The organism is candidate division KSB1 bacterium (assembly GCA_022562085.1).
Classification (GTDB): Bacteria; Zhuqueibacterota; Zhuqueibacteria; order Oceanimicrobiales; family Oceanimicrobiaceae; genus Oceanimicrobium.
The window spans coordinates 1-13,735 of sequence record JADFPY010000097.1; the positions used below are offsets into that span (position 1 = coordinate 1).

Below are 13,735 nucleotides of genomic sequence, written 5' to 3' on the forward strand. Positions count from 1 at the left end.
GGACAGGGCCTTGATTGGCACACACACGTTCCAGTGTCCGCATCACACGATCAGAGACGCCGGCTTAATCGGCGGTGGGCGCATTCCCAGACCCGGCGAAGTCAGTCTGGCGAACCATGGTGTTCTGTTCTTAGACGAATTGCCGGAATTTAAAAAAAATGTACTTGAAGTCATGCGCCAGCCGTTGGAGGATGGCCGGGTTACTATTTCACGGGCACTGCTTTCCCTCACCTACCCCGCTGAATTCATGCTTGCAGCGGCCATGAATCCCTGCCCGTGTGGTTTTGCAACCGATCCTCACAACGATTGTTCCTGCACGCCGCCCCAAATCCAAAAATATTTATCACGTGTCTCCGGCCCGCTTTTGGATAGAATTGATATCCATATTGAGGTGCCTTCTGTGCAATACAAAGACCTGGCAAGTGAAGTCCCAGGTGAAAGTTCGGCCTCCATACGAGAGCGTGTGATGCAGGCAAGGAAGCTTCAGCAAAAACGGTTTATAGACAAGAAACACCTGTTTTGCAACGCACGAATGGAGTCTAAGGAGATTCGGCAATATTGTAAAATAAATCAGGAAGGACACGAACTTTTGAAAACCGCAATTACCAAGCTGGGTTTATCAGCTCGGGCTTATGACCGGATATTAAAGGTGGCGAGAACAATTGCGGATATTGAGGGCTCCGAAGAAATCAGGCAGGAATTTGTAGGTGAGGCGATTCAGTATCGCAGTTTAGACAGGACTTTGGGGGCAAGTTATTAGGTTGTGGCTACCATGAGTTTGATTCAGCATATCCCCATTCAATGAGTTGGGGGCCGGCATGTTTTTTGAGACGCGCCCTCTTTGGATTTTCAGCTAAAAAGACTCCTCGTTTGCGGCATTATATTCGTATCCGAAATATGACAACAAATGTATTTATCAAAGCTTGTGATGCCTTTTTTAACCGGTTTGATCAACCACAAGTATTAAAGCTGGATAACGCAGCGACATTTATTGGAAGTGCCTCAGGAAAACGTAATTTAAGCAAAGTGATGATTTATCTTTTAAGTCGCCAAATTACACCTGTTTTTGCTGTACCAAGACGCCCTTTCACTCAAGCATCCATCGAAGGAAATAACAGTGTTTTTGCCAGACACTTTTGGAACAGAAGAATTCAACACTCCAGCCGATGTTGACCGTCAGCTTGATTGGTTTAATAACTCTTCTTTAAAATACACCGATTATCAAAAGCCTGACTCTAAAAAAACGGAGTTTGCTCCGAATGTCTATTTCCTAAGACAAATTAAAGAAAGTGAATCCAAACCTGGACAAGGCAGCATTGCCATCCTCAATGAGGAGATACCCTTGCCAGCTGAATGGATTAATTTCTTTGTTGTCAGCTAAATGGAATCTTAAAAATGAAACGTTAACTGTATTCAAAAGAACAAGATAAACAACAGATAACCCTTTATGAAAAATCTTTTCTTATTAACAAGACTAAAAAAAATAAATTTAAACTAACCAGTGCACTTTCATCTTGCATTTGACCAGCGTTAGGAAAAAGCTTTTTCAAGAGTTCAAAAAAAATCACACTCCACTCTGGCGTCTTCTCAACAAACCTGGCGCCACCTTACAATTGCAACAAAGTCCTTTATAAAAACTGCTGAGATGTTTTAAAAAACTTCCGGGTTTATATCTTTGTCAGCCCACGCAGTAAATTCCGTCCAATTTTTATAAATCAATTTATGCCAATCAACCAAGTCCTACAATTTGTCGAGCAACCAGGTCTCTTTTATGTATACCAGTTCGTCGCTTGCGCACGTGATTTAGCAAGCCAGGATGTACCGGAGCGTCCGAGTCCACAAATAAATACCCGCTCTTTCATAATTTTATAGTGCGTTGTTTCCAGATTCAAAGCGGTTAGCTGCAATACCATTCATCTGATTTATTAGGCTGAAGGCCTATTCCATGAGTAGTAGTAAACGGGTTTGCAGAAATTGCAAGTGCTGACAATCAATTCTTTGTTGGGGAAATTGAAGAAACGTTAGGGGGACCAAAATAAAAAATCCCTGCATTTCAGTGTGGGGCAATCAAAGAACCGCGACATGCACGGTGGGCACCGCCTGTACGGTTTTTGCGTCCACTGAATCCCGAAAACTCAGGATGAGGCGTGCAATCGACGTCCAGAGCTAAGCTCCCAATTTAAAGGTATTAGCTCTTTGATTTATGCCACACGGAAATCTACAGGGATTTGAACTGTGTGCAGTTTAGCAAAAATGATAATAAAAGTCAAGGATAAAATTGCAGATCTTTCGCAATTACTTGACTTATTTGCCAAAAGTTACTCCTTCCATTCGTAAGCTAAAAAACAGTTGATTTTCACCACCCAAATTGTTAAGTTAATTTCAAAAATACCCTGTCCACCCCTTCAAATGAAGTCAAAACCGGCTATCTACCAATTTTACTTAATTTCCATTCTTGGGCTCACTATATTATTATCGGCGAGCATTTCAGTTTCTAAAAACGACGAACGCCCAAGGGCTCGTGAAATTGGGATCGAAGTCGGCGTTTTGAAACCTGGCAAGTGGAATGCGATTACTGATGTTCCGGGCGTAAAAGTTGGTCACACCACAGTCATCAGGGGGGACTGTGTTCGCACAGGAGTCACTGCAATTCTTCCTCACCCGGAAAATTTATTTCAAAGAAAAGTACCGGCAGCCATTTTTGTCGGAAATGGATTTGGCAAATTGCTGGGCTCGACCCAAATCGAAGAGCTTGGTAATATTGAAACGCCGATTCTATTAACTAACACTTTAAATGTACCCAGAGTCGCAGATGCACTCATAGACTACATGCTTGGGCTACCCGGGAATGAAGATGTTCGCTCCGTTAATCCGGTCGTTGGCGAAACAAACGATGGCTGGCTCAATGATATTCGCGGCAGGCATGTTTCCAAAAATGATGTTTTTCGTGCGATTCGAACCGCAAAATCCGGAGCAGTTGAAGAAGGGTGTGTTGGCGCCGGGACCGGGACTATCTGTCTTGGTTTTAAAGGAGGCATTGGTACTTCCTCCAGAATTTTGCCAAAATCAATGGGCGGGTTTACCATCGGCGTTCTGGTGCAAAGCAATTATGGCGGTATTTTTGAAATTAATGGTGCGCCGGTTGGTAGAGAGCTTGAAAACTATTTTTATAAAGATAAAATAAAATACGAGGATGGAGATGGTTCCTGCATGATTGTGGTCGCCACCGATGCCCCTCTGTCTTCCAGAAACCTGAAGCGATTGGCCAAACGAGCCTATCTTGCGCTGGCAAAAACCGGCGCGTTTTCCTCAAATGGCAGCGGAGATTATGTTATTGCCTTTTCAAATAATTCGGAGAATTTGATTAAATACAACGACCAAAATTCTACAAAGACCGTTACTCTTTTGAACAACGACAATCTCTCCCCTCTTTTTATGGCCGTGGTTGAGGCAACTCAGGAAGCCCTTTACAATTCTTTGTTGAAAGCAACGACAACCATAGGAAAAAATGGTCGAATAGTTGAGGCTGTGCCAATCGAAAAAATTGTGGACATTTGCAAGAAATACAGCGTATTAAACTTAGGTAAGACATTATCTAAAAATAACCAATAATGAATAAACCCTTTTGGAAAAATCTTTATTATACTTGGAGTCATATTATTAACTCTGGGTTTGTTATTTACCTTTTTTAAACAAATTCCCTTTTTAGGAAAACTGCCGGGAGACATTCTGGTCCAGAAAAAGAATTTCACCTTTTATTTTCCAATCGCAACTTCTGGGCTTTTGAGTATCATTCTATCGTTAGTTTTGTTTTTTCTTAACAAAAAATAGCAACTTAGTTATGCGTAAGAAAAAAGCCTATTCAAAGTTTCTTTTTTTAACGCTATGTTACATGGTAAGCATGACAGGCCATGCCTCCGAGGAGGAAGCCGGGGAAAGATCCACCGTTCATGTCCTAGCCGTTGAAAGCATTATCACCCCTGTTTCCGCTGAGTTCATCATAAGCGCAATCGAAAAAGCGGAAAACGAAGGCGTTCACTGTTTGATTATTGAGCTCGATACGCCGGGTGGTCTATTAGAATCAACCAGGCAAATCACCAAACGCTTTTTGGCCGCAGACATTCCCATTGTTGTCTATGTCTCTCCGCAAGGCTCAAGAGCGGCTTCTGCAGGTGTTTTCATCACTTATGCGGCTCATGTTGCTGCCATGGCGCCGAGCACAAATATTGGCGCGGCTCATCCGGTCAATATTCAAGGCGGTGCAGACACCTCCTCAGTCATGAACGAGAAAGTTACAAACGATGCCGTTGCACAAGTTAAAGCGTTGGCGGAAAAACGCGGACGCAATATTGAGTGGGCAGAAAAGGCAGTTCGTGAAAGCGTCTCGATTACGGAGCAGGAAGCGCTTGATTTAAATGTCATCGATTTCATTTCGCCTTCTGTAGATAGTTTGCTCAGCCAGATGGATGGTATGGAGGTTGAATTAGTTTCAAGAGAGGTTACCCTTAAAACTAAAAACGCCCGAATTGTTTACCATCAAATGAATTTGCGCTACAGGATTCTTGAGAAAATCTCCAATCCAAATGTTGCCTACATTTTAATGATGCTTGGCTTTTACGGGCTATTTTTTGAGCTCTCAAACCCGGGCGCTATCTTCCCAGGTGTCGTTGGCGCGGTCTGTTTGATCTTAGCCTTTTTTGCGCTGCAAGTGCTGCCAATAAATTACGCGGGTCTGCTTTTAATACTTGTCGCCATTGTTTTATTTATTATGGAAGTTAAAATAACCAGTTTCGGATTATTAACCATTGGTGGAATTATTGCTATGCTGTTAGGTTCACTTATGCTCATCGAGCAACCTCCTGATAATTTTGCCCCTGTGCTCTCTATTTCGTTAAGTTTAATCATTACTGTCGTCGCATTAACCGCAGCCTTTTTTATCTTTGCTTTCGGAATGGCGTTCAGAACACACCGTAAAAAAATCACAACGGGAAATGAAGGAATTGTCGGCAAGAGCGGCATGGCCCAAAGTAAAATCTCTCCGGAAGGCAATGTAAAAGTTCACGGTGAAATTTGGAAAGCCACCAGCGATGCTCTCATCAAAAAGGGTGAAAAAGTGCGGATTGTATCTGTAGAAGGTCTGGTTTTGAAAGTTGAGAAAGCAAAATAAAAGTTTCATATTGGACACAGAGCTCACGAAGAAGCACAAAGTGACACAGAAGCGAAAAGCTTTAATTTTCATTTTTATTTTAGTCTTTTGAAAACCAAAAAAAGCATCAGTGTTCTTTGTGTAATCTTTGAGGACTCTATGCCTAATTTTTTTCTAAATTATTTAGCAAGGAGGGAAAAATGCCGTATGTCGGATTATTGATTGTAGTCATAGTAATGCTTTTAGCAAGCGCCATTAGAGTGCTAAGAGAGTATGAGCGAGGTGTTATTTTTCGTTTGGGCCGGCTGATGGGTTCAAAGGGACCGGGGTTGATTTTCCTTATCCCATTGATTGATCGCATGGTTAAAGTGAGTTTGCGAACCGTTGCTATGGATATCCCGCCTCAGGATGTCATTACAAAAGACAATGTTTCGGTGAAAGTAAACGCAGTTTTATATTTCAGGGTTATGGACCCATCAAAGGCGATTACGGAGGTTGAGGATTATCTTTATGCGACTTCGCAATTGGCACAGACCACCCTCAGAAGTGTTATGGGCGGCGCTGAACTGGATGAGATGCTGGCAGAAAGAGAGAAAATCAACTCAAGCTTACAGGAGATCATCGACAATCACAGCGAGCCCTGGGGCATTAAGGTGAGTTTGGTTGAAATTAAGCACGTTGATTTACCGCAAGAAATGCAGCGGGCCATCGCAAAACAAGCTGAAGCAGAGCGAGAGAGACGAGCAAAAATTATTCATGCTGAAGGAGAGTTTCAAGCATCAACGAAATTGCGTGACGCCGCCGAGGTGATTAGCGCTTTTCCTGAAGCGCTGCAATTGCGGTTTTTACAAACTCTAACTGAGGTTGCTGCGGAAAACAACTCAACGATTATATTTCCGCTCCCTCTTGATTTGTTTAAGCATTTTATGCAGGATAAAAAATAAAGTAGCGGTACTCACCGGAGTTCTGGCTTACTCTCCTGAAGTGTGGCCTCCCGAAGTGAGGCCGCTTCGGCTACGATTATCTTTTCAATGTCCATTGGTCAACTTTCTATTCGGAATCAAACCAATTTCGAAATCAGTGCACTTACCACGCTTCACTCTCACATTCTTAATGGTTTTGGGGAAATACCCCTGGCTGTGAATTTCTAAAGTGAATTCCCCCGGGGTTAAAAGCCGGTGAAAACCGCCAAACTCCTTATCCGTCATTCTTGGCTTGACGTAATCCGCTGAAAGTTCTTTAACCTTGATTTCCGCTAAAAGCGGTTTCTTCGTATAGGTGTCAAAAACGTGTCCCTTAATTCCGGTTTCAAGCACCCGATCAAATAGATAAAAAGCGCCCTTGAGATTTTCTTTTATAATAAACGGTACACTTTCTTCCGCGGGGAAATATTGGGTGCCAACCTCAATGATGTAATCGATCACATGCTGCTCGGCGTACATCCAAATAGAGCTTTGCCCGACCCGGCCATTTAGCGGCAAAACCGAATACTGCCCTCGTCCGGATTCTCTTTTTATCCTCGAGGCCATCTCACCGGCAATTTCTACAATCAAGTCTAAATCAGGCGGCCGTTTAAAATTACCCCATGGGAAGAGAATCGACTCACCATAGCTGTGGTAGGAAATACCGATAGCAAAATTTTCCCGGCGCGCCAAATTCATGATCGCCAGAGTTTCATTTTCCGAAAAAGGAGTTTCACCGCGATAGAACCAACTGCCCGGTTTGCCATCTCCACCCTCTTGCCAATTGTACCCGTAATTGCGATTTAAATCGACGCCGTCATACAACGGGTTAAACACGCCGTCGCCATCGTTGTCTCTGAGATTTTTTCGCCACCAGGGGAATCGCAAATCGTTTTCGAAAATATATTTGTAACCGTCCGGATTTACAACCGGCACCAGCCAAATCTCGATTGAATCAACCCAATTCTTAATTTGCGGGTCAGTTTTATATTTCTCACACAAAGTTTTAGCCAATTCCAAACAGATGTTAGCGCCGATCGGCTCGCGGGCGTGGTGAACACCCTCAAACAGAATTCTCGGCTCATCTTCTCTTTTTTGGACGTTATCAGAAACCTTGATAGCCCAAATCGGCTGGCCCATACCTGCGGTTCGGCCAATTTTCTCAACGTGAAGTAAGTCGGGATATTTGAGTTGTAATTGGAAGAGATCGTGTTCGATTTGGTCGATTGGTTTATAAGAACGGGGTAAATTTGGATTTCTTCTTTTGGACTCCGGCTTTTTGCCGCTCGCTGCAGCCAGCAGAATATACCCGGAAAGGAGGGCTAAGAGGCTAAAAAAATACTTTCTCTGAGTTAGCGGTGCGCGTCGTTTCATCATAACTCCATCTGCTGAAGTGGTTTCAAGGAATGCGATTATCTAAGTAATACTTTAAACACAATCGCATGCAGAAAAAATCCGAAAGGATTTGTTAAAGTGCCCGCAAGAACTCGACCGAGTAGTTTGCGAGGTCTGCAAGTGGCACCCAATAAACTCCGAGCAAAATTGTGGGAACAACCAATGTAGCAAGCAGGACAACATAATAAGGGGAAACAGCTAAGGAAGCGGGTTCCTTTTCATCCTGTTTATCAAAACACATAGCTTTCAAAATACGGGCATAATAATAAAGTGAAATTACACTATTGATAAAGCCGACGACTGCCAGCCAGTAAAAACCTGGGCCTCCCTTAATCAAGGCAGCGAACAGATAAAATTTGCCGATGAACCCTGCCGTGGGCGGCATTCCTGCGAGCGAAAACAAAAACACGCCCATAGCTATCGCCGGAACCGGCGCTCTCCAAATCAGTCCTTTGTAGTCGTCGATGCTTTCACTACCAACCAGGTCTTGAAATACAATGACAATCAAAAAAGCGCCGATATTCATCAGATAATAAACAACCAAATAAAATATGGTCGCATAGACACCTTGATCGGAAAGTAAAACAACTCCCATCAACGCATATCCGGCATGGGCAATACTTGAATAAGCCAAAAGGCGCTTGATGTTTTTCTGAACGATTGCTACCAGATTTCCCAAAGTCATGGTAGCGGCCGCGACCACTGCGAGCAACTGCGACCAATTGACTCCGGCAATCGCTGACCATTCACCGTTTGTTCCCTCAGTAGCTAAGGCAACATTAAAAAAACGAATCAACAAAGCAAATCCGGCTGCCTTTGGCCCTACTGAGAAAAATGCTGTAATCGGGGTTGGCGCTCCCTCGTAGACATCCGGTGCCCAAAAGTGGAATGGAACCGCCGCAAGTTTATAACCAAAGCCCGCAAGCATCAAAATAACCGAGGTGAGCAGGGCAAGGCTATTGGGTGTGGAAGCAGCGAGCTTAGTGCCAATTTCGTAGATGTCTAAAGTGCCGGTAAGTCCATATAGAATGGAAATGCCGTACAACATGAGTCCCGAAGAAAATGCACCGTAAATTGCATACTTTAAGCCGGCTTCACTTGAGCGGCGACGTGTCTTTAGGTAGGTCGCCAAAATGAACGATGTAACGCTAACAAACTCGATTGAGATAAAAATCGTGATCAGGTTAGTTGCGGAAGCCATTAAAAACAGGCCCAGCGTAAGCGCGATCATTAAAGTAAAATATTCGCCAACAGGGCGTCCTGAAAGCTCAATTGAGCCGATAGAAAGCAAAACCACAAACACAGCAGAAACTAAAAACAAAAGCTTGAAATAAAGTGAAAAAGGATCGACAACAAGCATGTCGTTGAAAATCGACCGGCTGCCAAGATCGTACTGATTCATGACTGCTACAAATGCGATGACCAGACCGCCCAATGCCAGCAACGATGTCCAGGGCGAGTTTTCTTTTTTCAAGAGCAGGTCTGTAATGATCAGAACCACGATCATGCCAGTTAAAATAAGCTCGGGCACAAAGTAGCTCAGACTGTTGATATTATTTTGTATGATTTCGGAAGGATTCATATCTTATTGCAGTCCCCACAAAATCGGATCGGCTGCTTTAACCACCTCTACCAATTCGTTTAAAGAAGTTTTAATCAAATTTAAAAGCGGCGCCGGATAAATACCCAGAAATATAATGACGATTCCCAATGGAACCAGGGTAAACAGCTCTCTCCCATTAAGATCTGGCAAATCTTTATATTTTGGATTAAGCTCACCCAGGAACATCCTTTGAAAGGTCCACAGGAAATAGCCCGCAGTCAATACGATTCCTATTATTGAAATGATTGTAATCGCTTTCAGATTAAACATTTCTGAGCCAAAAGCACCGAGGAAAGAAAATACTTCGCTCATAAAACTGGAAAGCCCGGGAAGACCCAGCCCTGCAAAGAAAGCCAAACTCATCGCCGCAGCATAAATCGGCATGCGAACGGCAAGTCCACCGAAGTCATCAATGTTGCGGTGGTGTGCCCGGTCATAAATTACACCAACCAAAAGGAATAGCATCGCAGTTCCGGTACCGTGATTGAACATTTGCATGACCGCACCATTCATGCCTAAAGAAGTGAGTCCGGACATACCGAGCAGGACAATTCCCATGTGGCTGATACTCGAATAAGCCACAAGCTTCTTCAAATCTGTCTGTGCCATGGCGCAGAAGGCTCCGTAAATAATGTTGATCACTCCCAGAATAGCCATGCCGTAAGCAAAATACTCCCACTTCATGGCATCGGGCAGCATTGGGAAACTAATTCGCAACATGCCGTAGGTTCCCATTTTCAAGAGCACACCAGCTAAGATGACGCTGACCGCGGTCGGTGCTTCCACGTGAGCATCCGGCAGCCAGGTGTGAAATGGAAAGAGCGGCACTTTAATAGCAAAGCCGATAAACAGAGCCGCGTACAACCACAGGCGAATATCGAAATTATTGAGCACCCCGCTGTGGTTTGACTGATCCATAATGTACAGCATATTAAACGTGTGGCCGCCGGTAACCGGATCTGTGACATTAAAATATAAAACCAGCATCGCCAACAGCATTAACACGCTACCAAAAAGGGTATAGAGGAAAAATTTGATTGCCGCGTAAGGACCCCCTCGAACCATACCATCGGCATCAACGCGCGACGGACTGCCCCAAATTCCGATGAGAAAGTACATTGGCAGCAGCATGACTTCCCAGAAGATGTAAAACAGGAAGAAATCGAGCGAGCAAAAGACGCCCATCATGCCGGTGTCCAAAAGCAGAAACATCGCGAAGTAGCCTTTGACGCCCTTATTGATTCCCCATGAAGCGAAAATGCAAATAAAAGATAGAAAGGCGGTCAAAAGCACCATCGACACGCTCAGGCCATCAATGCCCATAAAATATTCGATATTAAACGAGGGAATCCATTTATATTGCTCCCTGAATTGCATGCTGCTTGTGTCCGAATCGAAATTCATATAAATCCAAACTGCGAGCAGCACTTGCAAGCCGGTGGATACCGCAGCTAAAATTCGAATGAGTGTTTTGTTGCCTTTCGGAACCAATAAAATGAGCAGAACGCCAACCATTGGGAGAAATGTGATCAGAGTCAAGACATTATTCATTTATTCAATCCTCTACTTTATCATCCTAAAATTGCTGAAAGATTAAAACAAGCACTACCGCACCTAAAGCTATCAGAATATAATTTTGTACACGACCCGTTTGAACCATCCTCAACTGTGCGCCGAAGAATGTAACTATTTTTCCCACCAAATTAACCATGCCATCGACTATCTTTAAATCAAAACGACCGTTGCCAAATGCAAAGCTTACCGTGATCCTCGCAACTCCGTTCACAAAGCCATCGATGACTTTCATATCAAAAAGGGATGAAATTTTACTGATGAGAAGCGTCCCTGCAATCACGGTAGCGCCATAAAATTCATCAAAGTAGTATTTATTCCAGAGTAAAGTATAAATCGGCTTAAGCCTCCTCCCCCATGCCTCGGCGGAAATTTTCTTCCAGTGGTATACCAGAGTAGAAAGCAAAATTCCCAACCCGGCAATTGCAATCGAGGAAAACATCGCAATATTGTGGGCGGTGTGTGTTACATCTGCATGCCCCCCTCCTGTTTCAACTATTTGAGAACCCCTGCTTGCAAAAGAGGAAAGTTCCGGTTTTGCAAGCAAGTGCTCCAACCAACCCCACCAAATCGTACCAATTGCAAATACTGCGAGAACGCAAAGCGGAATGGTCATCACCAGGGGAGATTCGTGCGCGTGATCGAATTTTTCTTTATCACGCGGTTCACCTGCAAAGGTGAGATAAACTGCTCTAAGCATATAAAAAGCCGTCATACCCGCAGCAATGAGCGTCACCGCAAAAATCACCATATGGCTTGGATGCAGCATGCCGAATTCGAGTGCAGACGCTAAAATGAGGTCTTTACTCCAAAAACCGGAAAGCGGCGGCACTCCTGAAATAGCGAGCGTACCAATTAAAAAAGTCCAGAAAGTGATGGGCATTTTCTTGCGCAGTCCGCCCATATCATCCATCTCCTGTGAGTGGACCGCATGAATCACACTACCGGAACCGAGAAAAAGCAGCGCCTTGAAAAAGGCGTGGGTGGTAAGATGGAAAAGGCCTGCGGTATACCCTCCGGTACCGAGGCCAACCATCATGAATCCGAGCTGGCTAACTGTTGAGTAAGCCAGCACGCGTTTGATATCTTTTTGAACGATGGCAATTGTAGCCGCCATAAACGCCGTAATCGTACCAATGTAAGCAATGACCAGTAAGGCATCGGCGGTATAGATCACGAAAGTTCGACCGACCATGTAAACGCCGGCCGCTACCATTGTGGCGGCGTGAATCAAGGCGCTGACCGGAGTCGGACCTTCCATCGCGTCCGGCAGCCAGACGTGAAGTGGAAACTGGGCCGATTTACCAACCGCGCCCATGAAAATCAAAATGCCTGCGGCGGTCAATAATCCGCCAGACAATTTACCGTCCGCGATCCCCGTAAAAACTTCCTCAAAATTGAAAACGCCTAAGGTGGTAAAAATAATAAGAATTCCGGCGAACATGGCGACATCGCCGATGCGGTTGGTGATAAAGGCTTTCTTCGCGGCATTGGCAGCCGAATTCTTTTCAAACCAGAAACCGATGAGCAAATACGAGCTCAGTCCGACCAACTCCCAGAAAATGTAAATCCCAAAAAAGCCATCGACTAAAATCAGGCCGAGCATGGAAAACGAAAAAATCGATAAATAGGCAAAGTAGCGGCTGTAACGCGGGTCGCCTTGCATGTAACCGATGGAATACAAATGAATCAGCGAGCTTATAAACGTCACCACAATCAGCATGATCGCAGTCAAGTTATCGATATGAATTCCAAAGGCGACATTCACCGGACCAAAATTGATCCACTCCCAACTCTGGGTGATCTTAAAATTTGCATCGTAAGTGGATATCGCTTGAATCAGAATCGGAACGGCCAAAAAGAAGGCCAGGAACATGGCGCCGGTCGATAGCCAATCGCCTTTTCTCGGCAGCCTTTTACCGACAAAGATCTGGATAACAAAAGCTATTAAGGGAAGAAGTAAGATAAGTATGGCGTTGGTTATCATAAATTATCCCGCTAAGGAATCCGCTTCTTCAAGATTGATTGAGCGCAAGTGCTCGTAAAGATTTAAAACAATCGCCAGTGCAACTGCCGCTGAAGCCGCAGCCGTAACAATCACAAATATCGCGAAGACTTGACCATCCAAATCGGTATCGATAAAGCGTGCAAATGCGACGAAATTAATGTTTGCGGCGTTTAAAATTAATTCAATGCCCATGAGCACGGTTACGGCATTTTTCTTGGTAATCACGGCCAGCAAACCAAGGGAAAATAAAGCCGCACTTAAAACCAAATAATGTTCTAAACCGACCGTCATGTACCCTTCCTCGCAATAAAAGCAGCGCCGACTAGGGCCACCAGTAGAAACACTGAGACAATTTCAAATGGAATAAGAAATTCTTTCATCAACAGATGGCCTATCTTTTCCGCAGTAGGATTGAAATCACTTTTTGGAATGATCTCCCACGAAGTCTTACTTATCACCCGAAACAAGATCACAAAAACCCCGGCGACAGCCAAAATCGCTGGCACAAGCTGCAAGGTTCCCGTGCGCATGTCAACGCTGGTGATGCGCTGAGTCAACATCACACCAAACAGCAGCAGAATCAAAATGCCGCCGACATAAACCAGGATTTGCACAACTGCTAAAAAATCAGCCGCCAACAAAACATAAATGCCCGCTACCCCAAACAAAGAAAACAACAGTCCAACTGCAGAGTGGATAATATTTTTAGAAACAACCATCAACGCCGCAGAGGCTAAGGTGAAGGCAGCAAAAGCATAAAAAATTATATCGAATAGATTCATAGATTCATAGTCAACTTAAATATTTAGCCACAGATTCACACGGATTAAACACAGATTTTTTAATAAATGAAGCGCTTGAATTCAACTTTCTCTTTTCCAAAACCTGTTCCTGACAGGTTCAGGAATTGACGAGCATCCCTACTTTGATTCCTGTTGCTTTTAATTCATTGAGTAGTTGCGGTTCGTCTTTGAGGTTATAGTCTTTTGCAATTTTAAGTTCCACGATTACTTTGTCATCCACAAGCAAGTCCGCTTCATATTCACCTA

The 13,735-nt window shown here is 44.1% G+C and carries 13 protein-coding genes; 6 read left to right on the plus strand and 7 right to left on the minus strand.

Going from position 1 to position 13,735, the window contains the following annotated elements:
- The 6 genes from IH879_10155 to IH879_10180 all read left to right on the plus strand — a co-directional run.
- A partial coding sequence (locus IH879_10155; protein MCH7675299.1) for an ATP-binding protein occupies positions 1–760 on the plus strand: 760 nt, incomplete at its 5' end.
- A gap of 357 nt (positions 761–1,117) precedes the next feature.
- Positions 1,118–1,381, plus strand: a complete 264-nt coding sequence (locus IH879_10160; protein MCH7675300.1) for a hypothetical protein — start codon at positions 1,118–1,120, stop codon at positions 1,379–1,381.
- 1,028 nt (positions 1,382–2,409) lie between these two features.
- Complete coding sequence (locus IH879_10165; GenBank protein ID MCH7675301.1) at positions 2,410–3,612, plus strand: P1 family peptidase; 1,203 nt, start codon at positions 2,410–2,412, stop codon at positions 3,610–3,612.
- 3 nt (positions 3,613–3,615) lie between these two features.
- A complete protein-coding gene (locus IH879_10170; protein MCH7675302.1) occupies positions 3,616–3,831 on the plus strand; it encodes a DUF2905 domain-containing protein in 216 nt (71 codons plus the stop codon).
- A gap of 61 nt (positions 3,832–3,892) precedes the next feature.
- Positions 3,893–5,167, plus strand: coding sequence for a nodulation protein NfeD (locus IH879_10175; GenBank protein MCH7675303.1), 1,275 nt, complete (start codon positions 3,893–3,895; stop codon positions 5,165–5,167).
- Between the two features lie 179 nt (positions 5,168–5,346).
- Positions 5,347–6,090: a slipin family protein gene (locus IH879_10180; GenBank protein ID MCH7675304.1), complete on the plus strand. Its 744-nt coding sequence runs from the start codon at positions 5,347–5,349 to the stop codon at positions 6,088–6,090.
- Positions 6,091–6,174: 84 nt separating this feature from the next.
- On the opposite strand, the gene IH879_10185 is transcribed toward IH879_10180, so the two are convergent.
- The 7 genes from IH879_10185 to IH879_10215 all read right to left on the minus strand — a co-directional run.
- Positions 6,175–7,482 (minus strand): hypothetical protein, encoded by a 1,308-nt coding sequence (locus IH879_10185; GenBank protein MCH7675305.1) that lies wholly within the window; start codon positions 7,480–7,482, stop codon positions 6,175–6,177.
- 94 nt (positions 7,483–7,576) lie between these two features.
- Complete coding sequence (locus IH879_10190; protein MCH7675306.1) at positions 7,577–9,085, minus strand: NADH-quinone oxidoreductase subunit N; 1,509 nt, start codon at positions 9,083–9,085, stop codon at positions 7,577–7,579.
- Between the two features lie 3 nt (positions 9,086–9,088).
- On the minus strand, positions 9,089–10,657 hold the full coding sequence (locus IH879_10195; protein ID MCH7675307.1) for an NADH-quinone oxidoreductase subunit M: 1,569 nt from the start codon (positions 10,655–10,657) through the stop codon (positions 9,089–9,091).
- Positions 10,658–10,682: 25 nt separating this feature from the next.
- Complete coding sequence (nuoL, locus tag IH879_10200) at positions 10,683–12,665, minus strand: NADH-quinone oxidoreductase subunit L (GenBank protein ID MCH7675308.1); 1,983 nt, start codon at positions 12,663–12,665, stop codon at positions 10,683–10,685.
- Between the two features lie 3 nt (positions 12,666–12,668).
- On the minus strand, positions 12,669–12,977 hold the full coding sequence (nuoK, locus tag IH879_10205; protein ID MCH7675309.1) for an NADH-quinone oxidoreductase subunit NuoK: 309 nt from the start codon (positions 12,975–12,977) through the stop codon (positions 12,669–12,671).
- Positions 12,974–13,468 carry an NADH-quinone oxidoreductase subunit J gene (locus IH879_10210; protein ID MCH7675310.1) on the minus strand — a complete coding sequence of 165 codons (495 nt, stop codon included), beginning with the start codon at positions 13,466–13,468 and terminating at the stop codon, positions 12,974–12,976. The genes nuoK and IH879_10210 overlap by 4 nt, the downstream gene beginning before the upstream one ends.
- A gap of 118 nt (positions 13,469–13,586) precedes the next feature.
- Positions 13,587–13,735, minus strand: a 149-nt coding sequence (locus IH879_10215; GenBank protein MCH7675311.1) for a GxxExxY protein, incomplete at its 5' end; no start/stop codon positions are given.

Bases quoted from the DNA above. Each gene is read 5' to 3' on its own strand.
- nuoL (MCH7675308.1), bottom strand. From the start codon at position 12,665: ATGATAACCAACGCCATACTTATCTTACTTCTTCCCTTAATAGCTTTT.
- IH879_10185 (MCH7675305.1), bottom strand. From the start codon at position 7,482: ATGAAACGACGCGCACCGCTAACTCAGAGAAAGTATTTTTTTAGCCTC.
- IH879_10210 (MCH7675310.1), bottom strand. From the start codon at position 13,468: ATGAATCTATTCGATATAATTTTTTATGCTTTTGCTGCCTTCACCTTA.
- nuoK (MCH7675309.1), bottom strand. From the start codon at position 12,977: ATGACGGTCGGTTTAGAACATTATTTGGTTTTAAGTGCGGCTTTATTT.
- IH879_10165 (MCH7675301.1), top strand. From the start codon at position 2,410: ATGAAGTCAAAACCGGCTATCTACCAATTTTACTTAATTTCCATTCTT.
- IH879_10175 (MCH7675303.1), top strand. From the start codon at position 3,893: ATGGTAAGCATGACAGGCCATGCCTCCGAGGAGGAAGCCGGGGAAAGA.
- IH879_10180 (MCH7675304.1), top strand. From the start codon at position 5,347: ATGCCGTATGTCGGATTATTGATTGTAGTCATAGTAATGCTTTTAGCA.
- IH879_10190 (MCH7675306.1), bottom strand. From the start codon at position 9,085: ATGAATCCTTCCGAAATCATACAAAATAATATCAACAGTCTGAGCTAC.
- IH879_10195 (MCH7675307.1), bottom strand. From the start codon at position 10,657: ATGAATAATGTCTTGACTCTGATCACATTTCTCCCAATGGTTGGCGTT.